Annotated in this window: 18 protein-coding genes and 1 pseudogene; 11 read left to right on the top strand and 8 right to left on the bottom strand. The window is 73.5% G+C overall.

Features of this window, described 5'->3' with window-relative positions; genetic code table 11:
- Nucleotides 1–75 precede the first annotated feature (75 nt).
- Nucleotides 76–1,368 (top strand): glycosyltransferase, encoded by a 1,293-nt coding sequence (locus GVV04_RS25170; RefSeq protein ID WP_161691128.1) that lies wholly within the window; start codon nt 76–78, stop codon nt 1,366–1,368.
- On the opposite strand, the gene GVV04_RS34550 is transcribed toward GVV04_RS25170, so the two are convergent.
- Both GVV04_RS34550 and GVV04_RS25160 read right to left on the bottom strand, forming a co-directional pair.
- Nucleotides 1,254–1,958 (bottom strand): acyltransferase, encoded by a 705-nt coding sequence (locus tag GVV04_RS34550; RefSeq protein WP_161691127.1) that lies wholly within the window; start codon nt 1,956–1,958, stop codon nt 1,254–1,256. The genes GVV04_RS25170 and GVV04_RS34550 overlap by 115 nt on opposite strands.
- Nucleotides 1,958–2,527, bottom strand: a complete 570-nt coding sequence (locus GVV04_RS25160; protein WP_201754124.1) for an acyltransferase — start codon at nt 2,525–2,527, stop codon at nt 1,958–1,960. Before GVV04_RS25160 ends, GVV04_RS34550 begins: the two co-directional genes overlap by 1 nt.
- A gap of 227 nt (nt 2,528–2,754) precedes the next feature.
- Between GVV04_RS25160 and GVV04_RS25155 the strand changes: the two genes are divergently transcribed.
- The 3 genes from GVV04_RS25155 (at nt 2,755) to GVV04_RS25145 (ending at nt 7,543) form a co-directional block, all read left to right on the top strand.
- The gene (locus GVV04_RS25155) at nt 2,755–5,865 is read left to right on the top strand and encodes a M14 family metallopeptidase (protein ID WP_161691123.1); all 3,111 of its coding nucleotides are present in this window, start codon (nt 2,755–2,757) and stop codon (nt 5,863–5,865) included.
- 227 nt (nt 5,866–6,092) lie between these two features.
- Nucleotides 6,093–6,788 (top strand): sugar transferase, encoded by a 696-nt coding sequence (locus tag GVV04_RS25150; protein WP_328822567.1) that lies wholly within the window; start codon nt 6,093–6,095, stop codon nt 6,786–6,788.
- Nucleotides 6,773–7,543: a GNAT family N-acetyltransferase gene (locus GVV04_RS25145; protein ID WP_161691119.1), complete on the top strand. Its 771-nt coding sequence runs from the start codon at nt 6,773–6,775 to the stop codon at nt 7,541–7,543. The genes GVV04_RS25150 and GVV04_RS25145 overlap by 16 nt, the downstream gene beginning before the upstream one ends.
- Here GVV04_RS25145 and pgm read toward each other — a convergent pair.
- Entirely contained in the window at nt 7,530–9,173 is a 1,644-nt protein-coding gene (gene pgm / locus GVV04_RS25140) for a phosphoglucomutase (alpha-D-glucose-1,6-bisphosphate-dependent) (protein ID WP_161691117.1), read from the bottom strand. The two genes, GVV04_RS25145 and pgm, sit on opposite strands and share 14 nt — an antisense overlap.
- 67 nt (nt 9,174–9,240) lie before the next feature.
- A complete protein-coding gene (glgC, locus tag GVV04_RS25135) occupies nt 9,241–10,473 on the bottom strand; it encodes a glucose-1-phosphate adenylyltransferase (RefSeq protein ID WP_161691115.1) in 1,233 nt (410 codons plus the stop codon).
- A gap of 62 nt (nt 10,474–10,535) precedes the next feature.
- Here glgC and glgA point away from each other — a divergent pair, with 62 nt between their 5' ends.
- On the top strand, nt 10,536–11,756 hold the full coding sequence (glgA, locus tag GVV04_RS25130) for a glycogen synthase (RefSeq protein ID WP_161691113.1): 1,221 nt from the start codon (nt 10,536–10,538) through the stop codon (nt 11,754–11,756).
- A gap of 7 nt (nt 11,757–11,763) precedes the next feature.
- Here the strand turns inward: glgA and GVV04_RS25125 are convergent, their stop codons facing one another.
- The 4 genes and pseudogenes from GVV04_RS25125 to GVV04_RS33450 all read right to left on the bottom strand — a co-directional run.
- Nucleotides 11,764–12,219: a type II toxin-antitoxin system VapC family toxin gene (locus GVV04_RS25125; protein ID WP_161691112.1), complete on the bottom strand. Its 456-nt coding sequence runs from the start codon at nt 12,217–12,219 to the stop codon at nt 11,764–11,766.
- Complete coding sequence (locus GVV04_RS25120) at nt 12,209–12,448, bottom strand: AbrB/MazE/SpoVT family DNA-binding domain-containing protein (protein WP_161691110.1); 240 nt, start codon at nt 12,446–12,448, stop codon at nt 12,209–12,211. Before GVV04_RS25120 ends, GVV04_RS25125 begins: the two co-directional genes overlap by 11 nt.
- Nucleotides 12,449–12,545: 97 nt before the next feature.
- Nucleotides 12,546–12,704, bottom strand: coding sequence for a hypothetical protein (locus tag GVV04_RS33455; RefSeq protein WP_235967078.1), 159 nt, complete (start codon nt 12,702–12,704; stop codon nt 12,546–12,548).
- Between the two features lie 310 nt (nt 12,705–13,014).
- Nucleotides 13,015–13,200 (bottom strand): annotated as a pseudogene (locus GVV04_RS33450) (helix-turn-helix domain-containing protein); the annotation flags it as partial.
- A 55-nt stretch (nt 13,201–13,255) separates the two neighbouring features.
- Between GVV04_RS33450 and GVV04_RS25110 the strand changes: the two are divergent.
- From GVV04_RS25110 to GVV04_RS25085, 6 genes are all read left to right on the top strand, one after another.
- A complete protein-coding gene (locus tag GVV04_RS25110) occupies nt 13,256–13,483 on the top strand; it encodes a winged helix-turn-helix domain-containing protein (RefSeq protein ID WP_161691106.1) in 228 nt (75 codons plus the stop codon).
- A gap of 760 nt (nt 13,484–14,243) precedes the next feature.
- The gene (locus GVV04_RS25105; RefSeq protein ID WP_161691104.1) at nt 14,244–15,089 is read left to right on the top strand and encodes an SDR family oxidoreductase; all 846 of its coding nucleotides are present in this window, start codon (nt 14,244–14,246) and stop codon (nt 15,087–15,089) included.
- Nucleotides 15,090–15,171: 82 nt separating this feature from the next.
- Nucleotides 15,172–17,265, top strand: coding sequence for an alpha-1,4-glucan--maltose-1-phosphate maltosyltransferase (locus tag GVV04_RS25100; RefSeq protein WP_161691102.1), 2,094 nt, complete (start codon nt 15,172–15,174; stop codon nt 17,263–17,265).
- On the top strand, nt 17,253–19,355 hold the full coding sequence (gene glgB / locus GVV04_RS25095; RefSeq protein WP_161691100.1) for a 1,4-alpha-glucan branching protein GlgB: 2,103 nt from the start codon (nt 17,253–17,255) through the stop codon (nt 19,353–19,355). Before GVV04_RS25100 ends, glgB begins: the two co-directional genes overlap by 13 nt.
- A 494-nt stretch (nt 19,356–19,849) precedes the next feature.
- Nucleotides 19,850–20,725: a DUF4132 domain-containing protein gene (locus GVV04_RS25090; protein ID WP_328822566.1), complete on the top strand. Its 876-nt coding sequence runs from the start codon at nt 19,850–19,852 to the stop codon at nt 20,723–20,725.
- Complete coding sequence (locus GVV04_RS25085) at nt 20,722–25,860, top strand: DNA-binding protein (RefSeq protein ID WP_161691098.1); 5,139 nt, start codon at nt 20,722–20,724, stop codon at nt 25,858–25,860. Before GVV04_RS25090 ends, GVV04_RS25085 begins: the two co-directional genes overlap by 4 nt.

Below are 25,860 nucleotides of genomic sequence, written 5' to 3'. Positions count from 1 at the left end.
GGCCCTGCCCCGCCGGAGTGCCTACACTAAACCGATCTATCGTGCACAAGTCGCAGACACGCAAAGATGGGGAATATGCCGACATCATCTGAAGAGGACACCGCCCCGCCGCCAGGTGCCACGCCGCCACGGCTGCTCGCGTTGGCCGCCTTCCGGTTCCCGCACGGCGACGCGATGTCCAACCGGCTGCTCCAGTTGGCCCGGTCCGCCACCCCGCCCGGCACGCCCACCCTCGTGGTCAACGACTGGCCGGCCGACGGGACCCGGCCGCCCGCCGACCCGCCCCTGCCGCCGGGCGTACGGCTGATCTCCCTCGGCGGGGGCACCCACGGGCCGCTGGCACGCTGGCTGCGAGGGCGCACCCGGCCGCTGCGGGTGCTGGCCGCGCTGCGGCGCGCCGGGGTTCGACCCCGCGACCTGACCGGCGTCTACCTGCCGCTGAGCCTGTGGAACCTCACCACCTGGGCGGTGCTTCGCTCCGCGACGCGCTGCCCGGTGACGGTGGACGTGCTCGAACGCCACGACCCGGAGCAGTTCCCCCGGGGCCGGATCACCCCCTACTTCCTGCGGCACCGGTGGAGCCTGTTCCTGGCCGGCCGGCTCGCCGACCGGGTGATCGCCGTGTCCGAGACGCTCGCCGGGCACTTCGTCCGGCGTGGACTACCGACCCTGGTCGTACCGCCGCAGGTCGACCTCGCCGAGCACACCGCGTCGGCCGCGCCGCCGCCGATCGCCGAGGGGATCCGGCTGCTCTACGCCGGCTCGGCGGGGCCGAAGGACCTGCTTACGGTGGTGCTGGCGGGTATGCGAGGGCTGCCCCGGGCCGAGCGGGACCGGGTCCGCCTGGTGATCGCCGGCTTCGACCGGGACCGGGCGGCAAGCCTGTCGGACCTCGACGAGGGCCTGCTCACGGAGCTGGCCGACCGGGTCACCTTCCTCGGCCGGGTGCCCCGCGACCGGGTGCTGGCGGAGCTGCGCCGGTCGCACTTCTCCGTGCTGGTCCGGCCCCTGGCCGGGTACGCGCAGGCGGGCTTCCCCTCGAAGGTGCCGGAGAGCCTCGCCGCCGGGTGCCCGGTGCTGCTGAACTCCACCAGCGACCTGGGACGGTACGTCGTGGACGGCCGCGAAGGGCTGGTGCTAGCCGGGCCCACGGCCGACGACGTCCGGGAGGGGCTGGCCCGCGCCCTGGCCCTCGACGAGGCCGCCTGGCGGGCGATGAGCCGGGCCGCCCGGGAACGGGCCGGGTCCTTCGACTACCGGTTGTGGGCCCCGGTTGTCAGCGCGTTCGTCGCCGGCCCGGGGCCCGCCCCCGACGAAGCGCCGGGGAGGTCCGCCAGCGCGGCCAGTTCGTCCGGGGTCAGCCGGTGAGCGGGCGGGTAGAGCGCGCGCTCGTGCGCGGCGATCGTCGCCACCGGCCACCGCAACCGGATCACCCGAGCCGGGTTGCCGGCGACGATCGCGTACGGCGGCACCGGGCGGGTCACCACCGCACCGGCCCCGACCACCGCGCCCCGGCCCACCGTCACGCCGTGCAGGATGACGGCCCGGGTGCCGACCCAGACGTCGTCGCCGATCGTCACGCCCCGGTCCAGGTCCTCGTCGCCGGGCTGCTTGCCCACGGCGGTCATCGGCACGCCGACCCGGTCCACCCGGTGGTTGCCGCCCCGGATCGTGACCTGCGGCCCGAACATGACGTTGTCGCCGATCCGGATCCGGGACCGGGCGGCGATGAGGACCGGCCGGTGTCCCAGGTCGACGTTGCGGCCCACCTCGATCGTCTCGTACGTGTAGACGCCGTCCGGGTCGAAGACGAAGCCGTCCCCCCGGGCGGCGAACCGGCCGGCCACCGCCAGGCCGCGCACCGCCCGCCGGGCCCGGGAGCCGAGGGTCCAGAGCCGGTCGAGGGCACTGGCCAGCCCCCCGAGGACCGGGCCGGGACGGCTGGCCGAAAGCCGCATCAGGCCCGCCCCCGCCCCGCGCCGGCCCGGTCAGCGCGCGCCGGCACACCGTAGATCTCCCGGATCACCGCCGCCTTCTCCTGGGCGGGCAGGTGGCCACAGCCCAGCGACTTGGCCCGCATCCGGTCCAGGTACTCGTCGACGGTGCGCACCACCCGGGCGGGGGCGCCGACGGCGACGCTGTTGGCGGGGATGTCCCGGGTGACGACCGAGCCGGCCCCGATCACGCACCGGTCACCGATCGTCACCCCGGGGAGGACAAGCGTGCGCACCCCTAGGTACACGTCGTCACCCACTCTGATCGGCGCCGTCCACTCCAGGTCCGGATGCTCCCGACGCAGGATGAGCGTGCCGCCGTCATGGGTGACGAACTGCACCCCGGCGGTGATGTAGACGTTGTCACCGAGGGACACCAGCCACGGCTCGGACCCGAACATCGCCCGGTTGATCCCGTAGAACCGGACCCGGCCCCGCAGGTCCACGCCGATGGCCCTGGCAAAGCCCTCCGGGTCGCGGGCCGCCGCCCGACGGTCCCGTACCGACGCCCACAGCGCACGGAGCATCCCCATCACCCGTCCCCTCCCGACATCGGGAGTCCGCTCGACACCGGCCGTTGTCCGACCCGCCGAACGGTGCAACGAAGATCCCCGCCGCGGGTGACCATCGCGGGCCGGTCGTCCTGGGGCCCGCCGCCCGCCCCGGGCCGCCGGAGCGGAACAACGCATCGAGGCATTGACATGTAATGAATCCACCAGAAGGCTCGCGCTACAGGTCCCTGCACACCCGAGGAGCGCGGATGAAGAAGGCACGGCTGGCGGTCGCCGGCGTGTTGACACTGCTCGGCGCGCTGGCGCTGACCCCGCCGGCGGGCGCCCGGCCACCGTCGGACCCCACCGGCCGCGACGGCCTGGAGGTGTACGTCGGCACGGTCACGCCGGAGCAGCGGGAGAAGCTGCGGGCGGCCGGGGTCGACCTCGGCCACGACCAGCGCGGCACCGACGGGGCCGGGGCGACCCGCGTGGAGACGGTGCTGAGCCGGCGGCAGGCGGACCGGCTCGCCGGCCAGGGCGTCCGGCTGGCCGTGAAGCGGGTGCACGGCCGGGACGCCTCCCAGGCCCTGCGCGAGCAGGCCGCCGCCGGGTGGTCGGCGTTCCGGTCATACAGCGAGGCCGGCGGCATCCGCGACGAGCTGACCGCCACCGCCGCGCGCTTCCCGAAGCTGGCCAAGGTGGAGACCATCGGCCGCACGGTACAGGGCAAGCCGATCCTCGCGGTCAAGGTCACCCGGGACGCCCGGACGGTGCCGGACGGTAAGCGCCCGGCGGTGCTGTACGCCAGCAGCCAGCACGCCCGGGAGTGGATCACCCCGGAGATGACCCGCCGGCTGCTGCACCACGTGCTCGACAACTACGGCACGGACGCCGGGATCACCCGGCTGCTCAACACCACCGAGCTGTGGTTCCTGCCGGTGGTCAACCCCGACGGCTACGACCACACGTTCACCCCCGGCAACCGGCTGTGGCGCAAGAACCTGCGGGACAACGACGGCGACGGGCGGATCACCACCGCCGACGGCGTCGACCTGAACCGCAACTTCGGCTACCGGTGGGGGTACGACAACGAGGGCTCCTCGCCGGAGCCGAACAGCGACACCTACCGGGGCCCCGCCCCCGGCTCGGAGCCGGAGACGAAGGCGCTGGACCGGCTGTTCCGGCGGGTCGGCTTCGAGTTCTTCGTCAACTACCACTCGGCGGCCCAGCTGCTGCTCTACGGCGTCGGCTGGCAGGTGAGCACCCCCACCCCCGACGACGTGATCTACCAGGCGATGGTCGGCGACGACGCGAACCCGGCGGTGCCCGGCTACGACCCGGACCTCTCCGCCGAGCTGTACACCACCAACGGCGACACCGACTCGCACGCCCAGGTCCGCTACGGCACGCTCGGCTTCACCCCGGAGATGTCCACCTGCGAGACGGCCTCCGCCGTCGACCCGGACGACCAGTGGCGGCCGGAGGACTGCGTCAGCGGCTTCGTCTTCCCCGACGACGAGAGGCTGATCGCCGGCGAGGTGGCCAAGAACCTGCCGTTCGCCCTCGCCGTGGCGAAGTCGGCGGCCGACCCGGACGAGCCGGTGTCGGTGGTCGGCCGCAGCACCCCGGACTTCGTGGTGGACGCCTTCGACACCTCGTACGGGCGCACCCAGCAGGTGGCCACGGTCGCCCGCCGGGCGCTGCGCGACGTGCGGATGCACTACGTGGTCAACGGCGGCCGGCCCAGGACGGTCAAGGTCCGCGAGTGGCGCGGCGGCGAGCGGTACGGGGACACCAACAACGTCTGGTACGCCGAGCAGCGCGGCACGGTGACCGGCACGAGACCCGGCGACCGGGTCGAGGTCTGGTTCACCGGGGTCAAGCCGCGCAAGGGCCCGGTGGCCAGCGAGCGGTTCACCTACCGGGTGCACACCGACGTCGGCGGGGACGTGCTGGTCCTCGCGATGGAGGACGTCACCGGGCTGAGCCCCGTCCAGGACGCCACCACGGCGAAGTACGCCGACGAGGTCGCCGCCGCGCTGAGCGCCGCCGGGCGCAGCAGCGACGTGTACGACTTCGACGCGATGGGCCGCCGCGCGCCGCACCCGTTGGGCGTGCTGTCGCACTACCGGGCGGTGGTCTGGGAGACCGGCGACGACGTGATCCTGCGCGCCCCCGGCCAGGTGGGCGGCACCACGGCCGAGGCCGCGCTCACCACCGAGCTGGCGGTGCGCGACTACCTCAACGAGGGCGGCAAGGTGCTGGTCAGCGGCAAGTACGCGCTGTTCGCCCAGGCCGCGAACGGCTCGTACCTGTACCGCCCGGACGCCCCGCCGGAGTGCACCGACCCGGACGACGCCACCTGCCTGCCGGTGCTCAACGACTTCCAGCAGTACTGGCTGGGGGCGTACACGTACGTCAGCGGCGGGGGCGGCGACGCCGCCGGGGCGCCGTACCCGGTCCAGGGGTCCGCCGGGGCCTTCGCCGGGTTCGCCGGCCGGCTCAACGCCGACGGCTCGGCCGGCAACCAGGACCACACCGCGTCGTTCCTGACCACGTCGAGCTTCCTGCCGCCGGACGAGTTCCCGCAGCTCGGCGGGGCGGCCACGGTGGACTGGGTTCGCCCGGGCAACGCGCCGTTCGACCCGCGCACCGGCGAGTGGTACCTGTACAGCGGCCGGGCCGACGAGTCGTACAAGCGGCTCACCCGGACCGTCGATCTGACCTCGGCCGGCAGCGCCCAGCTCCGCTTCTTCACCTCCTACGACATCGAGGAGAACTGGGACTTCCTGACCGTCGAGGCGCACGAGGTGGGCAGCGACGACTGGACCACCCTGCCGGACGCCAACGGGCACACCGGCACCGCCACCGGCGAGAGCTGCGAGTCCGGCTGGGCGAACGAGCTGCACCCGTTCCTGGCCCACTACCAGGGCCCCGACTGCTCCCCGACGGGCAGCACCGGGAGTTGGAACGCGGCCACCGGCGCGTCCGGCGGCTGGCAGGAGTTCGCGGTCGACCTGTCGGCGTACGCGGGCAGGAAGGTCGAGGTCTCCATCTCGTACGTCTCCGACTGGGGCACCCAGGGTCTCGGCGTCTTCCTCGACGACGCCCGGGTGATCGTCGACGGCGCCACGGTCAGCGAGACCTCGTTCGAGGCCGCCGACCTGGGCGGCTGGACGGTGGCCGGTCCGCCGCCCGGCTCCGCGCCGGGGGCGAACGACTGGTCGCGCAGCCAGCAGGCGTTCGAGGAGGGGGCTGCGGTGGTCACCCCGGACACCGTCTACCTCGGCTTCGGCCTGGAGGGGCTGGCCCCGGCGGCCCGCAACGATCTGGTGGCCCGCTCGTTGACCCACCTGCTCGGCGGCTCCCGCCGGTGACGTCGCGCGGCGCGGGGCGCCGCTGACCGGGTGACGGGTGCGCCGGTGGTGGGATGCCGCCGGCGCACCCGCGTGTCCGCCCGGCGTGCCGGGGCCGACACGCCGCCGCGTGTACCGCGCCGGAAAACGGCATGAGAGCGGAAACCGGAAACATCATACGAAAGCCTCCCATAGCTGATAGAAACACGATTCGGCCTATTCACCGCCGAGTCCTGGGAGGTCGGAACGTGAACGTTCGCCGGGAGCTGGCGACACCATGGGGATCGGAAACCGGCCGGGTGAGCGGGCGGCCCTCGCCCGCCCGGCTGCGCGTCAAGCGCGCCGTCGACGTGCTGCTGGCGCTGACCTTGCTGGTGCTCACCGCGCCGGTCGTGGCGGTCGCCGCGCTGCTCGTGCTGGCCCAGTTCGGCCCGCCCGTGTGCTTCAGCCAGGTCCGGACCGGCCGGCACGGGCGGCGGTTCCGGATCTACAAGCTGCGCACGATGTCCGACGAGCGCGACGCCGACGGCGCCCTGCTGCCCGACGGGGTCCGCTGCCGGGGGATCGGTCCCGTCCTGCGTCGACTCAGCATCGACGAGCTGCCCCAGCTCTGGAACGTCCTGCGCGGGGACCTCAGCCTGGTCGGCCCGCGCCCCCTGCTGCCCCACTACGACCCCTGGTACACCGACCCGGAGCGCCGCCGCTTCCTCATGCCGCCCGGGCTGACCGGCCTGCAACAGATCAGCGGGCGCAACACCCTCGCCTGGGACGACCGGCTCGCCCTGGACACCCGCTACGTCGACGAGTGGTCGCTGCGGCTGGACCTGTGGATCCTGGCCCGCACGGTCGGGAAGGTGCTGCGGGGCACCGGCGTCGTCCTCGACCCGTCCGCGCACATGCTGGACCTCGACCAGGAGCGGCAGCTCACGTGCCTGCCGTCCTGACCGCCGCCGGGGTCACCGCCGAGGTCACCGCCCTCGACGGGCCCACCGACCCGGCGCTGGGCCCGGTCACCCGGCTGCTGGCCGAGGCGATCCCGGCCGACTGCGCGGGCCTGGTGCCGTACCACGCGCCCGGGTACGCGGCGTTCCTGTCCGCCGCGCTGGCCCCGCCGGCCGGCTCCCGCACCGTCCTGCTGCGCTGCGTGCGCGACGGCGCGGACGTGCTGGCCGTGGCGGACTGGCGGTGGCTCGGGCGGCAACTGCTGCTCAACGGGGTCGCGGTGGCCCAGGGGGTACGGGGGTCGGGCCTGGGCGGCGCGCTGCTGGCCGACGGCCTGCGGCTGGCCCGCCGGCTGCGGTGCGCCGCGCTGGCCCTGGACGTGTCGCGCGACAACGCCGGCGCCCGGCGGCTGTACCGGCGCTTCGGCTTCGCCGGCCGGACGCACAGCTCCTGGGCCGAGGTGCCGATCGCCACGGGAGCCGGCCCCGGGCTCCGCTTCGCCGACTGGCCGGCCTTCGCCGCCCACCGCGCCGCCTACGGCTTCGGCGACCTGCGGGTGCTCGCCGCCGCCGGCCCGGTGACCGTCCGGGCGGTCGGCACGACGCTGCGGGTGCCCGCCGGCCCGGAGGCCGGCGGGCTCGCCACGGCGCTCGCCGGGCCGCTCGGCGTCACCCGGGCCTGGGCCGTCCGGGACGGGCGGGACGCCGAGGGCTTCGCCCGGTTCACCAGGATGCTGCGGCCCGTCACGCCCGGCTGAGCACCGCCGACACCAGCTCCCGCGCCTCCTGCTGGATCCGGGCCAGGTGGTCAGGGCCCTGGAAGGACTCGGCATAGATCTTGTAGACGTCCTCGGTGCCGGAGGGTCGGGCGGCGAACCAGCCGGACGCGGTGGTCACCTTGAGCCCGCCGATCGGCGCGCCGTTGCCCGGGGCGGTGGTCAGCGTCGCGGTGATCGGCTCGCCGGCCAGCTCGGTCGCGGTCACCTGGTCCGGGGAGAGCTTGGCGAGCACCGCCTTCTCCTGCCGGCTCGCCGGGGCGTCGATCCGGGCGTACGCGGGGGCGCCGAACCGCTCGGCCAGCTCCGTCCAGTGCTGGCTGGGCGTCTTCTGCGTGGTCGCGATGATCTCCGAGGCGAGCAGGCAGAGCAGGATGCCGTCCTTGTCGGTGGTCCAGGTGCTGCCGTCGCGGCGCAGGAACGAGGCCCCCGCGCTCTCCTCCCCGCCGAAGCCGACGGACCCGTCGAGCAGGCCCGGCACGAACCACTTGAACCCGACCGGCACCTCCAGCAGCGGCCGGCCCAGGTCGGCGGCGACCCGGTCGATCATCGAGGAGGAGACCAGGGTCTTGCCGACGGCGGCGTTCTTGCCCCACTTCGACCGGGTGCGGAACAGGTGGCCGATCGCCACCGCCAGGAAGTGGTTGGGGTTCATCAGGCCGCCGTCGGGGGTGACGATGCCGTGCCGGTCGGCGTCGGCGTCGTTGCCGGTGGAGACCTGGTAGTCGGCGCGGGCGGCGATCAGCGACGCCATCGCGTTCGGCGACGAGCAGTCCATCCTGATCTTGCCGTCCCCGTCGAGGGTCATGAACCGCCACGTCGGGTCGACCGTCGGGTTGATCACCGTGAGGTCGAGGCGGTGCCGCTGCGCGATCTCCCCCCAGTACGCCACGCTGGCCCCGCCGAGCGGGTCGGCGCCGATGCGCACCCCGGCGTCCCGGACGGCGTCGAGGTCGACCACGGCGGGCAGGTCGTCGACGTAGCGGGCGAGGAAGTCGTACTCGCCGGTGGTGTCGGCGGCGCGGGCCCGCGCGTACGGGATGCGCTGCACCTCCTTGAGCCCGGCGGCGAGGATCGCGTTCGCCCGGTCCTGGATCCACCTCGTGACGTCCGTGTCCGCCGGGCCGCCGTTGGTCGGGTTGTACTTGAACCCGCCGTCGTCGGGCGGGTTGTGCGACGGGGTGATCACGATGCCGTCGGCCAGGCCGGAGGTGCGGCCCCGGTTGTGGGTGAGGATGGCGTGCGACACCGCCGGGGTGGGGGTGTAGCCGTCGCGGCTGTCCAGCAGCACGGTGACCCCGTTGGCGGCGAGCACCTCCAGCGCGTCGACGGCCGCCGGGGCGGACAGCGCGTGGGTGTCCCGGCCGAGGAAGAGCGGGCCGTCGAGGCCCTGCTCCCGGCGGTAGTCGCAGAGCGCCTGGGTGACGGCGAGGATGTGGTCGGAGTTGAACGCGTTGCGCAGGCTCGACCCCCGGTGCCCGGAGGTGCCGAAGGACACCTGCTGCGTCGGGTCGTCCGGATCGGGGTGCTCGGCGTAGTAGGCGGTGACCAGCCGGGGCACGTCGACCAGGTCGGCGGGCTCGGCGGGCTGACCGGCACGGGGGTGGGCCACTGCGCAACCTCCAGGGACGGGACGGACGCTGACTCTTTTCCCGGAGACGGCCGGGGTCACACGTGGCTCAGGGCTCGACCCGCTGGCCCTTGCCGATCACCACGATGCCGTTGTCGGAGACGGTGTAGCGCTGCCGGTCCTTCTCCAGGTCGACGCCGATCTCGGCCCCCTCGGGGACGACGACGTTCTTGTCCAGGATGGCGCGGCGGACCACGGCGTGCCGGCCGATCTCGACCCCCTCCATCAGCACCGCGCCGTCGACGTGCGCCCAGGAGTGCACCTTGACCTTCGGCGAGACGATCGAGTTCTCCACCAGGCCGCCGGAGATCACCGCGCCGGGCGAGACCATCGACGCCACGGCCCGGCCGACCCGCTCGCCCCACTGGTGGACGAACTTCGCGGGCGGGTACGGCGGCTGCTCGGTGTAGATGGGCCACTCGAAGTTGTAGAGGTTGAACACCGGGTGCACGTTGATCAGGTCCATGTGCGCGTCGTAGAACGAGTCGAGCGTCCCCACGTCCCGCCAGTAGCCGAGGTCGCGGTCGGTGCTGCCGGGCACCTCGTTGTCGCGGAAGTCGTAGACGTTCGCCTCGCCCCGTTCGACCATCATCGGGATGATGCTGCCGCCCATGTCGTGCTTGCTGGTCTTGTCCTCCGCGTCCCGCTCGACGGCCTCCAGGAGGACCTTCGTGGTGAACACGTAGTTGCCCATCGACGCGTAGACCTGGTCCGGCGCGTCGGGCAGCCCGGCCGCGTCGGTGGGCTTCTCGCGGAACGCCCGGATGCGCCGGCCGTCCTCGCCGACCTCGATCACGCCGAACTGGTCGGCCGTCGACAGCGGCTGGCGGATGCCCGCGACGGTCACCCCGGCGCCCGAGGCGATGTGGGCCTCCACCATCTGCCGGGGATCCATCCGGTAGATGTGGTCGGCGCCGAAGACGATCACGTAGTCCGGCTGCTCGTCGTGGACCAGGTTGAAGCTCTGGTAGATGGCGTCGGCCGAGCCGGCGAACCACCACGGGCCGCGCCGCTGCTGCGCCGGCACCGGCGTGACGTAGTTGCCGAGCAACGTCGACATCCGCCACGTCTTGGTGATGTGCCGGTCCAGTGAGTGGGACTTGTACTGGGTCAACACGACGATCTTGAGGAAGCCCGCGTTGGCGAGGTTGGACAGGACGAAGTCGACCATGCGGTACATCCCGCCGAACGGAACGGCCGGTTTGGCCCGGTCCGTGGTGAGCGGCATCAGGCGCTTGCCTTCCCCACCGGCCAGGACGATCGCGAGCACCTTGTCAGCCATGACCAGACGCTAACCACCCGCGTGCCACTTCACCACTCGGACGGCTGCACTAGGGTGCGGGCATGACCGACTCCACCCCGGCCACCGGAGCACTCCGCGTCGATCTGCTCACCCGCGAGTACCCGCCGGAGGTGTACGGCGGGGCCGGGGTGCACGTCGAGTACCTCGCCCGGGAGCTGCGCGGGCTCGCCGACGTGCGGGTGCACTGCTTCGGTGCGCCGCGCACCGAGCCGGGCGTCACCGCGTACGCCGAACCGGCCGCCCTGGCCGGCGCGAACGCCGCGCTGCGCACCATGGCCGTGGACCTGGAGATGGCCGCCGGCTGCGCCGGGGCGGACGTGGTGCACAGCCACACCTGGTACGCCAACCTGGCCGGGCACACCGCGAAGCTGCTGCACGGCGTCCCGCACGTGGTCACCGCGCACAGCCTGGAGCCGCTGCGGCCGTGGAAGGCCGAGCAGCTCGGCGGCGGCTACGCGCTCTCCTCCTGGTGCGAGCGGACGGCGTACGAGGCGGCCGACGCCATCGTCGCGGTGAGCGCGGGGATGCGCGCGGACGTGCTGGCGGCGTACCCGGCGGTGGACCCGGACCGGGTGCGGGTGCTCCACAACGGCATCGACACCGTCCAGTACGCCCCGGACACCGGCACCGACGTGATGGACCGGCTCGGCATCGACCCGACCCGCCCGAGCGTGGTGTACGTGGGCAGGATCACCCGGCAGAAAGGGCTGCCGTACCTGCTGCGGGCGGCCCGGGAGCTGCCCGCCGACACCCAGCTCGTGCTGCTCGCCGGGGCCCCCGACACCCCCGACATCGCCGCCGAGGTGGAGGGCCTGGTGGCCGAGCTGCGGGCGAACCGGTCCGGAGTGGTCTGGGTGGCCGAGATGCTGCCCAAGCCCGAGGTGATCCAGGTGCTCACCCACGCCACGGTCTTCGCCTGCCCCTCGGTCTACGAGCCGATGGGCATCGTCAACCTGGAGGCGATGGCCTGCGAGACGGCGGTGGTGGCCACCGCCACCGGCGGCATCCCCGAGGTCGTCGCCGACGGCGAGACCGGGCTGCTCGTCCCGATCGAGCAGGCCGCCGACGGCTCCGGCACCCCGCTGGACCCGGACCGTTTCGTGGCCGACCTGGCGGCGGCGATCAACACCCTGCTGGCCGACCCGGCCCGCACCGCCGAGTTCGGCCGGGCCGGGCGGCGGCGTGCCGTCGCCCACTTCTCCTGGGACGCCATCGCCGCCCGCACCCTCGACCTCTACCGCTCGGTCGGCGCCACCGGCTGACCGGCGGCTACCCCTCGGGCGCGATCAGGTTCACGGTGGGGAAGTACGAACGGTAGCGGCTGCTGTCGCGGGTGAGCAGGCGGTAGCGGCAGACCGCAGCGTGCGCGCCGATGTAGAAGTCGGCGATCGGCGAACGCTTGGTCCCGCCCTGCCTGCGGTACCGCGCGTATGCCTTGCCCGCCAGAAAGCCCACAGGGTACGGCAGGTCCTCGCGGAGGAAGTCCGTGGCGGGCAGGGCGTCGTCGAGTTCCTCCACGCGGGCGAACCGTACGGACACCTCGGCGTACACGATGGGATTGATCACCAGGACGCCCGTGTCGCGTGCGGCGGCTAGTGCCTCGCCCGACCATTCGGCCCACCGCGGATCCTCGGTGAAGACGTCCAGCAGGACGTTGGTGTCGACCAGGGTGGCGACGGTGTCGGCCGTCCGGCCGGCGACGGCCCGGATCCGTTCACTCGCCACGAAGCAGGTCCATCAGGTCGTCCGTCGACATGCTCTGCACCTCTCGGGCGCTGCCTCGTCCGCGCATGTGCCGGACCAAGCGCCGGCCACGGGTCTCGGCGTCACTGACGCGCACGATGCGCAGTGCGCCACCTTCCTCGATCACGTTGACCTCGTCGCCCTCGTGCAGGTTGTGCCGGGCGCGCAGCTCGGCCGGGATGGTCACCTGCCCCTTGCTGTTCAACTTCATCGCGGGCCCCCCTGATACGTAATACGCATGATACGTGTCGCAACCCACAAGCCGGCTGCTGACTTCAGGAAAAGGCCGTGTCCCGGTGACGCCGAGGTCAGGTGACGTGGAGGGTGGCGGCGAGCCGGACCAGGCCGGGCGGGGCGGCGGCGGAGCGGGCCACGACGGCGACCAGGTCCCGTACCGATGGCCGGTCGTGCACCTCGCCGTGGGCGGTGCGCTCCGCGTCCAGCAGCGCCCGGCCCGCCCGGAGCATGTCGCCCGCCCGCCCGCGCGTACGCGCGGGCGGCGTCGACGAGGTACGCGGCCCGATGCTCGGGCGGCAGCCACCGCCACTCGTCGCCGGCCGTCAGCCGCTCGTGCCGTACCGTCGCTGCCGTGACGTCGCCGAGGGCCGCCTCGGCGACCACCCGGGCGGCCTCGACCGCCGCCCGGCCGAAGCCCTCGTCCGCAACTCCCTCGGCCCGGTCGAGCAACTCGCGGGCGACGCTCTCGTTTCCCCGGCCGGCTGCGGCGAGGGCGGCCTGCACCCCCTCCAGCCCGGCGGCGGCCGGGTCCGGCTGCCCGGGGCGCTCCGCCAGCAGGATCTCCAGGTCGATGCGGAGCGCGTCGGCGATCTCCCGCAGGTTGGAGACCCGTTCCAGCCGGCGCACCCCGCGCTCGACCTTGTCCACCCAGCTCTCCGACTTGCCGAGGCGGTCGGCGAACTGCTGCTTAGAGTGCAGTGAGTGCAGAGTCAACACAACATTCACAGCATGTTGTGTCGGGTGGCATGCTCAATGGGCTGACGAGAGGCGGCCCGTTGCCATGCCCAGACAACCCGTGTACGAGCAGGTCATCGCCGATGTGATCGCATCGGTAAAGTCCGGGGCACTGCGCCCCGGAGCAAAGTTGCCGTCCATCGCGGAGCTGTCCGAGCAGTACAGGGCCAGCGCAACGCCGATCAGGCTGGCCCTACGGATCCTGGACGAGCGGGGCTGGATCGAGGTGCACCAGGGCAGGGGGTCGTTCGTGGCCCCGAACCCGCCCGCATAGAGCCGATCCGGGTTGACTGCTGACTGCTGGGCTGCTCCGCCGCCCGCCGGGCCAAAGTCGGTCGCCGAACTGGCCACCACTCGGCCGTCGCAGGCCCCGGGGGAAATGCGCCCGCCTACCGACATCATCAACCCGTGTCGGGTCGACCTCCGCCGGGTCGACCTACCCCTCTTTCGGCCCCTACGGAGCTGCCCCGTTCGTGCTACCGACCGAGCGGGAGCGCAGACGGGGCAGCTCCGTAGGGGCCGGAGGGCATGCCCTCACCAGGCAGACAGCATTCGGGCGCGTCCGGTCGGTGACCCGCTCCGGCTCGCCAGGTCACCATCCGACTACCCAGCGCGGGACGGCATGGCGGCGAAGCGACGACTCCCAGGGCATTCGCGGGTAGACGTGGCACAGCTGAGGTTCGCCGACACCGAGACCGAGACCCCGGCCCTCATCCCACCCACCACCGCCCAGGACCGCCACCTTCGACGCCACGCCTGATCGCACGAGAGATCTTGGAAGGAATCGGCCCCTCCAGGGGCCACTTTCTTCCAAGATCTCCGGCCATCCCAGTTAGTGGTACGGAATTCCCGGTGCATGGACGAGTTTGGGCGGGACCGACGGTGGGACAGAGTGGGCTGGTCCCGCCCCGACCGCGAACCAGCCAGCGACGATTTGGTGCGATTGTCGGGCCGAGGCGACCACGGCGTGTCAGCATCCGGCAAGGGGGGCGGGCCGGGTCCGACCGGCTGCCGGAGAACGGGAAGGAACCGACATGGGTACGTATGCGGTGACCGGAGCGGCCTCGGGCATGGGCAGGGCGACAGCCGAGCGGCTGCGTCGCGACGGGCACACCGTCGTCGGGGTGGACCTGCGGGACGTCGAGGTCATCGCCGACCTGTCCACGCCGACGGGGCGCGCGGCGGCGGCAGCCGAGGTGCTGGAGCGCGTCGGCGGCCGGCTCGACGGCGCGGTCTGCGCGGCCGGGCTCGGCGGCATCCCGGGGCGGGACCGGCTCGTGCAGCAGGTCAACTTCTTCGGCGTCGTGGAACTGCTCGAGGCGTGGCGGCCCGCGCTGGCCACCGCCGGCAACAGCAAGGTCGTGGTGTTCGGCTCGAACTCCACCACGCTCACCCCGATGGTGCCGGAGAGCGTCGTGCGGGCCCTGCTCGCTCGGAACCCCGACAAGGCCATGCGCGTACTGCGGCGCTTCGGCAAGCGCTCGGCGCCCTTCGCGTACGCCAGCTCGAAGATGGCGGTGACGCGGTGGGCGCGGCGCAGCGCGATCTCGCCGCAGTGGGCCGGCGCCGGCATTCGAGTCAACGTCCTCGCCCCCGGCATCATCGCCACCCCGCTGCTCGACGAGCAGATCGCCCGGGGCGAGAAAGAGTCGGTCGAGCAGTTGGCCGTGCCGATCGGCGGACGCGGCAAGCCGGCGGACGTCGGCGAGTGGGTGACGTTCATGCTGTCGCCGGCCGCCGACTTCCTCTGCGGCTCGGTGATCTTCCTGGACGGCGGCTCCGACGCCTACTTCCGCACCGACGACTGGCCCGCCTCCACCGGCCCCGCCGGGATCATCCGCTACCTGCGGCGCGCGAAGGCGTGGCGGGCCCGGCACTGACCCGGCTCCCCGTTCGGCGGGCGGCGGAGCCGAAGGGGCGCGCAACCGAGCGCGAAAGGATCTCGGGCAGTAGGTTGGCGGGGTGACTGGACGGTTCCCGATCGAAGACGTCTCCCCCGTCGTCTCCTGCGGTCGCTACCCGGCCAAGGCGGTGGTCGGCGAGGCGGTGCCCGTGTCGGCGCGCGCCTACCGGGAGGGGCACGACGCGCTGGGCTGCAACGTGGCCTGGCTCGGCCCCGACGGCAAGGCCCGGCCGTTCACCCGGATGCGCCCCGGCGAGCCCGGCCAGGACCGCTGGCACGCCACCATCCGCCCCGACGCCGTCGGCGCGTGGACGTTCGCCGTCGAGGCGTTCCAGGACCCGTACCTGACCTGGCAGAACGCGGTGACCAAGAAGGTCGCCGCCGGCCAGGGCCCGGCCGAGCTGGCCAACGACCTGGCCGAGGGCGTACGCGTGCTGGAGGCGGCCCACGAGCTGGTCCCCGCCGCCCACCGCGAGCGGGTCGAGGCGGCGGTGACGGCGCTGGGCGACGAGCGGCTGGAGCTGCCCGCCCGGGTGGCACCGGCCCTCGACCTGGCCGACCTGCTCTGGGCGCACCCGGTGCGGGAGCTGGTCACCACCGGCGAGGAGCACCGGCTCTGGGTGGACCGCCCCCGGGCGCTCTTCTCCGCCTGGTACGAGTTCTTCCCCCGCTCCGAGGGCGCGGTCCCGGCCACCGTCGACGCCCCGGCCCGCTCCGGCACCTTCCGCACCGCCGTCGACCGGCTGCCCGGGGTGGCGGCGATGGGCTTCGACGTGCTCTACCTGCCGCCGATCCACCCGATCGGCCGGGTCAACCGCAAGGGCCGCAACAACACGCTCACCGCCGGGCCGGACGACGTGGGCTCGCCGTGGGCGATCGGCGCGGCCGAGGGCGGCCACGACGCCATCCACCCCGATCTGGGTACGCCGGCGGACTTCCGCGACTTCGTCGCCGCCGCCGCCGAGCAGGGCCTGGAGGTGGCGATGGACCTGGCGTTGCAGTGCGCCCCCGACCACCCGTGGGTGACCGAGCACCCGGAGTGGTTCACCACCCGGGCCGACGGCAGCATCGCGTACGCGGAGAACCCGCCGAAGAAGTACCAGGACATCTACCCGGTCAACTTCGACAACGACCCGGAGGGCATCCGGGCGGAGATCCTGCGGGTGGTGCGGCACTGGATCGGCGAGGGCATCCGGATCTTCCGGGTGGACAACCCGCACACCAAGCCGTTGGACTTCTGGCACTGGCTGATCGCCGAGGTCAAGCAGGTCGACCCGGACGTGCTGTTCCTCGCCGAGGCGTTCACCCGGCCGGCGATCATGCACGGGCTCGGCAAGATCGGCTTCACCCAGTCGTACACCTATTTCACCTGGCGCACGACGCCGGCCGAGATGCGGGAGTACTGCGAGGAGCTGGTCGCGTCGGCCGACCACATGCGGCCGAACTTCTGGCCGAACACGCCGGACATCCTGCACGAGACGTTGCAGCACGGCGGCCCGCCGATGTTCAAGATCCGGGCGGTGCTGGCCAGCCTGCTCTCCCCCTCCTGGGGCATGTACGCAGGCTACGAGCTGTTCGAGCACACCGCCCGCCCCGGCGCGGAGGAGTACCTCGACAACGAGAAGTTCGAGCTGCGCCCCCGAGACTGGGCCGCCGCGCAGGCGCAGGGGCGCTCGCTGGCCCCGTTCGTCGCCACCCTCAACCGGGTCCGGCGCGACAACCCGGCCCTGCACCGGCTGCGCAACCTGGTCTTCCACGACATCGACAACCCGGCGCTGCTCTGCTGGTCCAAGCACGACCCGGACACCGGCAACGCGGTGATCGTGGTCTGCTCGTTCGACTCGCAGGCCGTCCAGTGGGGCAACGTCACCCTCGACATGCCGGCGCTGGGGCTCGACTGGCACGAGCGGTTCACCGTGCACGACGAGCTGACCGGCGCCGGCTACGACTGGGGGCAGCACAACGCGGTACGGCTCGACCCGTACCTGCAACCCGCGCACGTGTTCACGGTGCGCCGGCCGGTCCCGCCCCCGGTGGAGCCGGCCGCGCCCGCCGCGCCCGACCTGACCGTGCAGGACGTGCCCTCCGAACTCTCCGGGGGCACCGCCCCCACCGCTGCGGCTGACAAGGACGACGCACGATGGACGAGCTGATCGCCGGCGCGGCGCACGACCCGCACGCCGTGCTCGGCGCGCACCCCGCCGACGCGCACACCACCATCCGCACCCTGCGCCGGGGCGCTCAGGCGGTGACCGTGCTCGTCGGCGACGAGCGGCACCCGGCGACCCGGGTGCACGACGCCGGTGTCTTCGAGGCCGTCCTGCCCGGTGAGGTGCTCGACTACCGGGTCGAGGTCGACGGCGCGGTGCGCGACGACCCGTACCGTCACCCGCCCACCCTCGGCGAGCTGGACCTGCACCTGATCGGCGAGGGCCGGCACGAGCGGCTGTGGGAGGCGCTCGGCGCCCGGGTCCGCGACGGGGGCGTGGCGTTCGCCGTGTGGGCGCCCAACGCGCGCGGCGTGCGGGTGATCGGCGACTTCACCGGCTGGGGCCCGGACGACGGCTGGCCGATGCGCTCGCTCGGCTCCAGCGGGGTGTGGGAGATCTTCGTTCCCGACGCGCCCGAGGGGGCCCGGTACAAGTACCGGGTGCTCGGCGCCGACGGGCACTGGCGGGACAAGGCCGACCCCCTGGCCGCGTACGCGGAGGTTCCGCCGGCCACCGCGTCGGTGGTGCACCGCTCCACGTACGAGTGGACCGACGCCGACTGGCTGGCGCGACGCGCGCGGCGGCAGCCGCACCAGGAGCCGATGAGCGTGTACGAGGTGCACCTCGGCTCGTGGCGGCCCGGCCTCGGCTACCGGGAGCTGGCCGAGCAGCTCACCGCGTACGTCACCGAGCTGGGCTTCACCCACGTGGAGTTCATGCCGGTGATGGAGCACCCGTTCGGCGGCTCCTGGGGCTATCAGGTCACCGGCTACTACGCGCCGACGTCCCGGTTCGGCGACCCGGACGACTTCCGGCACCTCGTCGACACCCTGCACCACGCCGGGATCGGGGTGCTCCTGGACTGGGTGCCGGCGCACTTCCCCAAGGACGAGTGGGCCCTGGGCCGCTTCGACGGCACCCCGCTGTACGAGCACCCCGACCCGCGCCGGGGCGAGCACCCCGACTGGGGCACGTACGTCTTCGACTTCGGCCGCCGCGAGGTGCGCAACTTCCTGGTCGCCAACGCGCTGTACTGGTGCGACGAGTTCCACGTCGACGGGCTGCGGGTCGACGCCGTCGCCTCGATGCTCTACCTCGACTACTCCCGTCCTGAGGGGCAGTGGCTGCCCAACGAGCACGGCGGCCGGGAGAACCTGGACGCGATCGCCCTCATGCAGGAGGTCAACGCCACCGTCTACAAGCACCACGCCGGCGTCGTGATGATCGCCGAGGAGTCCACCGCCTGGCCGGGGGTGACCCGGCCGACCGCCGACGGCGGGCTGGGCTTCGGGTTCAAGTGGAACATGGGCTGGATGCACGACACCCTGCTCTACACCTCGAAGGACCCGGTCTACCGACAGCACCACCACCACCAGCTCACCTTCTCCCTGGCGTACGCGTGGAGCGAGAACTACGTGCTGCCGATCAGCCACGACGAGGTGGTGCACGGCAAGGGCTCCCTCGCAGCCAAGATGCCCGGTGACGCCTGGCAGCGGCTGGCCAACGTCCGGACGCTGCTGGCGTACATGTGGGCGCACCCGGGCAAGCAGCTCCTGTTCATGGGCTGCGAGCTGGCCGATGACCGGGAGTGGAGCGAGGAGCGCGGCCTCGACTGGTACCTGCTGCACGACCCGGCCCGGGCCGGCGTGCAGCGCCTCGTCGGCGACCTGAACCGCGTCTACCGGGAGACGCCCGCGCTGTGGGCGCAGGACACCGAGCCGGCCGGGTTCCGCTGGATCGCCGGGGACGACGTCACCCACAACACGGTGTCGTTCGTCCGGATCGCCCCCGACGGCGCGACCCTGGTCTGCGTGGCGAACTTCTCCGCCCTGCCGCTGGAGGACTACCGGATCGGCCTGCCCGCCTCCGGCACGTGGACGGAGGTGCTCAACACCGACGCCCACCACTACGGCGGGTCCGGGGTAGGCAACCTGGGCGAGGTGCACGCGCAGGACGTGCCGTGGCACGGGCTGCCGGCGTCGGTGGCGCTGCGGGTGCCCCCGCTGGGCGCGCTCTGGCTGCGCCGGAACTGAGCGGGGCGTCAGCCGGGATTCGCACCTCGGAGGGTGAGGACGCAGCGAAGTACGGCGGCTGGGTCGGCCCTCGCCGGGCGGCCCTCGCCGGGCGGCCTGGTCTCCTTCGGCCCCTACGGAGCTGCCCCGTTTGTGCTACCGGCGGGGTGGGAGCGTAGACGGGGCAGCTCCGTAGGGACCGCCGGGCATGTCCCCAACCAAGGTGGGCAGGCATTCACCAGACCGTCGTCGGACCACCCGGTATGCGGGAGGGCATGGGCGGCGTAGCGGCGACTCCCGGGGCATTCGCGGGAAATGTGGCAGAGCTGAGGTCCGGCGGAACCGAGGGTCGTGCGCCGTGACCGCACCCGCGACAACGCAACGACCTGCCCCGGGCCGCCGCCTCCGTCCCCGCCCGGCCGACGGATTCCTATCGTGTCGGTCGCGCCTGTTAGCGTGCGCCCGAGTTGATCAGTCTCGGCCAGTTCGCCGTGGAATTCGGCCGAGCTGCCACTGTGGAGGGTGTGTTCCTGATGGGCTGGCTACCGGTGGGAGACTCCTACGAGGTCTCTCTCGTGGACGGAAAGGTGATGGCCCGGTCCGCCGGCCCCCGCACCAGCGGTCGTCCACTGAAGTCGCTGCCGAAGGCGCTGCGCGACGACCCCGAGGTGGAACGGTTACGCCAGCTCGGCCAGTGGCTGGACCGGCACGCCGCCGAATGCCTGGCGCGGGTCGACGCCTGGGTGGTGTCCTCGCTGCCGGTGCCGACCGGGCTGCTGGCCCGGGTCTGGCCGGATCCGGCCTGGCAGGGCGCGCTGCGTGACCTCGTGGTGCTCGGGGACGACCCGGCCGAGCCGGGCTTCCTGCGGGACGTCACCGACACCGGTGACCTGCGCATGGTCAACCTCGACGGGGACACCGTCCGGCTTTCGCCGGCCAGCGCCACGCTGCCCCATCCGGTGCGCCTTCCCGACCTGGCGGATCTGCGCGAGTTCGCCGACGAACTGGACGTCGCCCAGCGGGTCGAGCAACTACACCGGGGCACCTGGGGCAGGCCCGCCACCGTGAAGGACCTGGACACCACGGTCACCGACTTCCACGGCACCACGGTCCCCAACCGGCTGGCCGCCCGGGCCGCCACGCTCGGCTTCCGGGTCTCCGGCTCGCAGATCAGGTGCCGGGTCTGGGAGGCCGGCCACACGGTCGAGGCAACCCTGTCGTTCGACGAGGACTACTGGGACTCCGAGGCGACCCTGGGCAGCCTCTCCTGGTCGGTCACCGAGGGGCCGACACTGCGGTTGACCGAGGTCGGGCCGGTGGCCTGGTCGGAAGGAATACGGATGGCGACGGCCCTGTCCGGCGCTTCGACCGGAACGGGGAGCAGGGCATGACCGGGATGACGACCACGTCGGGCGAGCATTCGGCCGCGAGTCTGCTGGCCGCCGGCGCGGTGCTGCCGACCGACACCGCCGGGGCCGGCGACCGGGCGGTGCCGCTGACCGCCCGCACGTACCGGCACCCGGCCCTCGATGACCGGCCGGTGGTCCGCCTGGTCGACGCCGCCCTGGGCGAGGGCGAGGACATCGCGGTCGGGTTCCTCGGTCTGACGCCGGCTGCCGAGCCGGCCGTCGTCGGGCTGGGCCCGCGCCGCCCGCTGGCGTTCCCGGAGTGGGTGCTGGTGCACCACCCGGCGGACGGCCGGCACGCGTTGGCGGTGGTGCCGGAGTTGCAGAAGCTGGCCAAGCAGGTGCGGTCGCGGCCGAAGGCCGCCCTGGACGGGCACCAGAGCGTCGCCGACCGGTTCGCCCGTACGCTGCCGCACTTCCTGCCGACGTTCTTCGAGCAGGCCGCGCGGGTGTTCCTGGCCGCCGGGCAGGACGCCTACGCGACGCAGTTGTTCAACAAGGCGCGCAAGGCGGAGGCGCAGCACGGCCTCCCGGTCGACCTGAGCCGGCTCGACGAGGTATACGTCGAGTTCGCGGCGGCCAAGGTGGTCTCCGCGACCGCGCTGGCCGGCTACGCGAAGGAGCTGTCCGCCCAGTTGCCGGCCGACGAGGCGCTGGAGCGGTTCTGCCGGCTGGCGCTGCGGGCCGCTGCCGCCGGCGTGGTTCCCTCCACGCAGTCGGCCATCGCGGTGAACCGGCTGGTCCGTACCGCCACCAAGGCCGCCGCCAGCAAGACCGCCACCACCAGGGCCGGTGCCAGCAAGACCGCCGCCGGAAAGGCCGGTGCCAGCAAGGGCGGTGCCGTCGCCGTCGCCGACCGCGAGGCGGCCTACCTGGCCGCGATGGTCCGGCTGCCGGTGGCCGCCGAGGCGCCGGCCGGCTGGTGGAAGGCGCACCTGCCGGCGGTGACGGCGCTGGCCGGCCGCGACCCGGCGGTCCGCGGCAACCTGCTCGACCTGATGCCCACAGAACGGGACAACCTGGTCGGGTGGCTGACCCTGTTGGCTGACACCGGTGCACTCGCCGGGCTGTCCGACCCGGACGTGCCGGCTCCGGCCCGCCCCCGGGACGGCTCCGCCGGTTGGCTGCGCCGCTTCGTGCGCCGGGCCCAGCTGGACCGCTACCGTGGACCACGGGAGCTGTACCCACTCGTCGAGCGGATGGCCGCCCGGCTGCGCGCCGAACTGGCCGACAGCGGCGAACCCCTGGCCGCCACCGGCGATCTGGACCTGCTCGACCTGCTGCTCACCCTCGACGTGCCGGTGGCCCTGCCGAAGGAACACGACACCCTCAATCTGGGGCAGTGGACGAATCTCCAGGGAGAGCGGGAGTTGCTCGCCCTGGCTGGCGACGAGCGGTTCATCGGGGCGCTGCGCCGGGGTCTCGACCAGCTCGACGGTCGGCCGGACGCCCTGCGCCGGTTGGTCGGGACGCCGGGCGTCCGGCCGTTGCTGGACGAGTGGCTGCGGGCCCGGATCCGCGACCGGTTCACCACCGGGCTGCCGTACCTGCCGGAGTCGGTGAAGTGGCTGGGTGATCTCCCGGTCGAGGCGCTGCGCCTGGTCTCCGACGACCTCGACGGGCCCGGTGAGCCCGGGGCGGGCGGCGAGCTCAGGCAGGCCCTCGACGTCGACCTCGCCGAGCACGTCGCCCGCAGCCTGCGCGGCGGGCTCTTCGACGAGCTGGGCTGGCCGGACTGGGAGCAGGCCTGGCAGGAGGTGACCGGCGGCGACCACAAGGTCGAGGTGACCCAGCAGGAAGCCTGGCCGTACGTGATCATGGGCGGGCCGACCACGGTGCGTGTGCTCGGCGCCGAGGGCATCGTGCTCCGCCACGACCTGCGCATCCCGGCCGGCGACCTGTGGAGACATCCCGGTTACCACTACGTCGACGGCCAGCTGCTGGTCTTCTGGCGTTCCCGGGCATTCAACTACGACGCGTGCGGTTACTGGCACTCGTCGCCCGGCGAGCCGCAGGCCATCAACGGCTATCTCCACAACGGCCGGCAGCGCCCCAACAAGATCACCCTGCCGCTGGCCGGCGGCGGGCGCACCACCGGCGACGGCGTGCTGCACGCCGGTGACACCGCCGTCCCCGAGGAGCTGCGGGTCATCACCGACGGCACCTCCCACTGGGTCTACCGCCAGGGCGGGGAGAACGGCGACCACGGCTGGCGCGAGTACGACCCGGCCAGCAACACCTACGGCCGGCGCAGCCTGCCCCGGTTCCTGGCCGACCTGCCGGTGAGCGGAAGCAGCCTCCAGGAGTCGGCCAGCTGGCTGCGGCCGGCCCTGTCCGACCGGGCCACCCCGGCCGCCGCTCCGGTGGACGGTCTGCTCGGCTGGCGGGTGGTCACCCTGCCGGACGGCTCGGTACGCGGCGAGGACCTGGCCGGCCGCAGCGTGACCGTGGCACCGGGACAGCAGCCGATCGCGGCGCTGGTGCTGCCCGGCGACGACCGCCCACGGGCCCTCCTCAAGGATCTCGCCCTGGTCGACCCGGACGGGGTGGTGTCGGCCAGCGCCAGGACGTCGCCCAGCCGGGCGGGCAGCTCCGGCGCGGCCCCGCTGCCGATGCGGGAGTTCCTCGGCAACATGCTGCCCCGGGATCCGGCCGGATCCACCGCGCTGCGGCGGGTAGCTCGGGAGACCGCAGCCACCCTGTTCGAGGCCGCCCTCGACGAACGCCGCGCCGCTCTGGCCGAAGCGGCCGCGCGGGCCGCGGCCCCGGCGGCGACCCGATCCGGGTTGACCGTGGCCACGCAGGCCATCACCGGCCTCCCCGTCGGCGTCCCGGCGTCGATGGTCGGCAATCCGGGCGGCACCTCCGGCGTCGGCGCATCCGCCGCCCGCGCCACCGCCGACCAAGATGACAAGGACGCGTTGGTCGAGCTGGTCCGCTCGACGATGCCGGCGATCAGCCACGACGTGGTGCTGGCCGGGGTGGCCGGGGTACTGCGGCTGGCCGCCCGGGCGCGCACCGACCTGGAGGCGGTGGCCGAACGGGTCACCAGGTCGCTGTCCGCCCCGAGGGCGGCGGCACCGGCGGCCACCGCGAGCGGACCCACCGACGAGCAACTCGCCCTGGCGCTGGACGGCCTGCGCGGCTCGACCCACGGGACGAACTCGACCCACGCCTTCACCCAGTTCCAGGCGCTCGCCGCCCAGCGGTCCGCCATCGGCGGCAGCGAACCCGCCGTGCGGCTGCACCTCGACGGACCGGCGCTGCCGGCCGCTCTGGACTGGGAGTCCCTGCTCGGCGGTGTCGCGGCCGTCGCCTACCGGGCGGTCGCGGCCGTCACCCCCGACGAACACCGGGAGACGCTGCGCGCTCTGCTCACCGCACTCGACCGGCTCGACCTGAGCGCGGCGGCCGAGCCGGCCCGATGGCGCCGGTCCACGCTGCACCTGCTCGACGAGGACCTGAACAACTCCGACGGCACGCGCCGGCACCCCAGGCCGGGCATCCTGCCGTTGCCCGACGGGGCGTTCATCGCCGTCTTCCACTTCAGCGGCACGAGAACCGGCTACTCCCTCGACGCGCTGCACCACGACCCGGCCGGCGTGTTCGCCGTGCCCGAGCCGTACGAGGTGCGCTCCTCGGCGCCGGTCGGCGACGAACGGCCGGCCGGCTGGCTGGCCGGTTTCCGCACCGAGTGGGCCGCGCGCGGCGCACTGCCCTGGCAGCCGGAAGCGGCCGAGCGGTTCGCCGAGCTGACCGGGGTCACCCCCACCGCGGCGAAGCTGGTGCTGGCCGGTCTTCCGTACGCGGACTCGGCGAGCACCGTGCCGCCCGAGCTGCGCAAGGCGCTCGGGGTCAAGCAGGTCGGCGAGGTCAAGCTGGCCTTCGGGATGCTGAGCGAGGCCGACACGAAGCTCCGGCGGGCCGTGGTCTCGGCGCTGCTGCCGGAGGACCCGGCCCGGCTGTGGACCGACGGCCCGGACGTGGCCGCCGCCGCGGCGGTCTGGAACGCCGCCGTGGGACGCCGGGTGGCGGTGCCCGAGCAGCTGCTCGCCGAGGCGGTGCGCGCGGTGCGCACCGACTGGGGACCCGCGAAGGCGTTGCCGGCGCTGCTCGACCCCGCCCGCTCGGCCGAGCTGAGCACCGACCTGGCCTTCGAGATCAAGGGCGACCGGGCTCGGCCGACCGACGGCCAGGCAACAGGTTTCACCGGTGAGGTGCTGGGCTCCGCGGTCGCCCTCGCGGCCTGGGTCGCCCACCACACGCCGGCCGGTGAGCCGTGCCGGGCCGCGCTGCCGGCCGCGCTGGCCGCGGTCCGGGGCCGGTTGGCCAACCCGGGCCTGCTGCTCGACCTCAACCAGTACGTCTCCCTGCCCGAGTTCCGCCAGGTGGCCGGCACCCCGTCGGAGACCGGCCCGGGCTGGGAACGCTACGGCGCCATCGTCCTGTCCACCTACGACAGCCAGCCCTCGCCCGCGCTGCGGCCGGACCTGCTCGACGCCGACGGGACGGACCCGTACCTGCCGGCGCTGCGGGCGGACGCGGCCAAGCCGTACCCGATGGAGGTGGCGCTGCGGCTGGCCCGCGACCCACGGTTCGCGGCGCTGCTCAACGATCCGGGGGAGCCGGGCGGCGGCGCGCGGGCGGCGGACGGCACCTGGTGGCCGCAGGATCCGACCCGCTCGGTGCCCGACCTGGTCGCCGAGGCGTCCGGGGAGCACGGGCTGGGCGCCGACGCGGCGGCGGTGTACCTGATGCTGCTGGCCATGCCGGACCCGACCGACCGCAACGCGGCGAAGTGGACCGGCTGGAAGCCGGCCCGGCTGAAGGTGGCCCGTGCCGAGCTGGCCGGCACCGACCTGGTCGTCGAGGCCAGCCGCTCCCGGGCCGGCCGGTCGCTGTTCCTGCCCGGCCCCTGGCTGGAGCGCGGCCGTGGGCAGGCGCCGATCGAGGGCTGGAAGACCGCCCTGTTCGACCTCGCACCTGACGGTACGGCCGGGCTCGGCGTGACCGTGCCGTTCGAACCGGCCGCCGACCTCTACCAGCGGGCCTGGCAACGCCTCCGCGACGGCGACCGGCCCCGATTCGACAACCTGCCCACCCGCGGCACCCGCCGCTGA

It is taken from the genome of Micromonospora rubida, assembly GCF_009908295.1.
In the GTDB taxonomy this organism is placed as follows: domain Bacteria; phylum Actinomycetota; class Actinomycetes; order Mycobacteriales; family Micromonosporaceae; genus Micromonospora; species Micromonospora rubida.
The sequence above is the reverse complement of the archived record's forward strand: the minus strand, read 5'-3'. Positions and strand labels throughout refer to the sequence as shown.

Excerpts from the sequence above, each read along its gene's own strand:
- GVV04_RS25085 (WP_161691098.1), top strand. The coding sequence starts at position 20,722 with ATGACCGGGATGACGACCACGTCGGGCGAGCATTCGGCCGCGAGTCTG.
- GVV04_RS25170 (WP_161691128.1), top strand. The coding sequence starts at position 76 with ATGCCGACATCATCTGAAGAGGACACCGCCCCGCCGCCAGGTGCCACG.
- glgB (WP_161691100.1), top strand. The coding sequence starts at position 17,253 with ATGGACGAGCTGATCGCCGGCGCGGCGCACGACCCGCACGCCGTGCTC.
- GVV04_RS25155 (WP_161691123.1), top strand. The coding sequence starts at position 2,755 with ATGAAGAAGGCACGGCTGGCGGTCGCCGGCGTGTTGACACTGCTCGGC.
- GVV04_RS34550 (WP_161691127.1), bottom strand. The coding sequence starts at position 1,958 with ATGCGGCTTTCGGCCAGCCGTCCCGGCCCGGTCCTCGGGGGGCTGGCC.
- GVV04_RS25120 (WP_161691110.1), bottom strand. The coding sequence starts at position 12,448 with ATGAAGTTGAACAGCAAGGGGCAGGTGACCATCCCGGCCGAGCTGCGC.
- glgC (WP_161691115.1), bottom strand. The coding sequence starts at position 10,473 with ATGGCTGACAAGGTGCTCGCGATCGTCCTGGCCGGTGGGGAAGGCAAG.
- glgA (WP_161691113.1), top strand. The coding sequence starts at position 10,536 with ATGACCGACTCCACCCCGGCCACCGGAGCACTCCGCGTCGATCTGCTC.
- GVV04_RS33455 (WP_235967078.1), bottom strand. The coding sequence starts at position 12,704 with ATGCTCCGGGCGGGCCGGGCGCTGCTGGACGCGGAGCGCACCGCCCAC.
- GVV04_RS25160 (WP_201754124.1), bottom strand. The coding sequence starts at position 2,527 with ATGGGGATGCTCCGTGCGCTGTGGGCGTCGGTACGGGACCGTCGGGCG.
- GVV04_RS25110 (WP_161691106.1), top strand. The coding sequence starts at position 13,256 with ATGCCCAGACAACCCGTGTACGAGCAGGTCATCGCCGATGTGATCGCA.
- GVV04_RS25105 (WP_161691104.1), top strand. The coding sequence starts at position 14,244 with ATGGGTACGTATGCGGTGACCGGAGCGGCCTCGGGCATGGGCAGGGCG.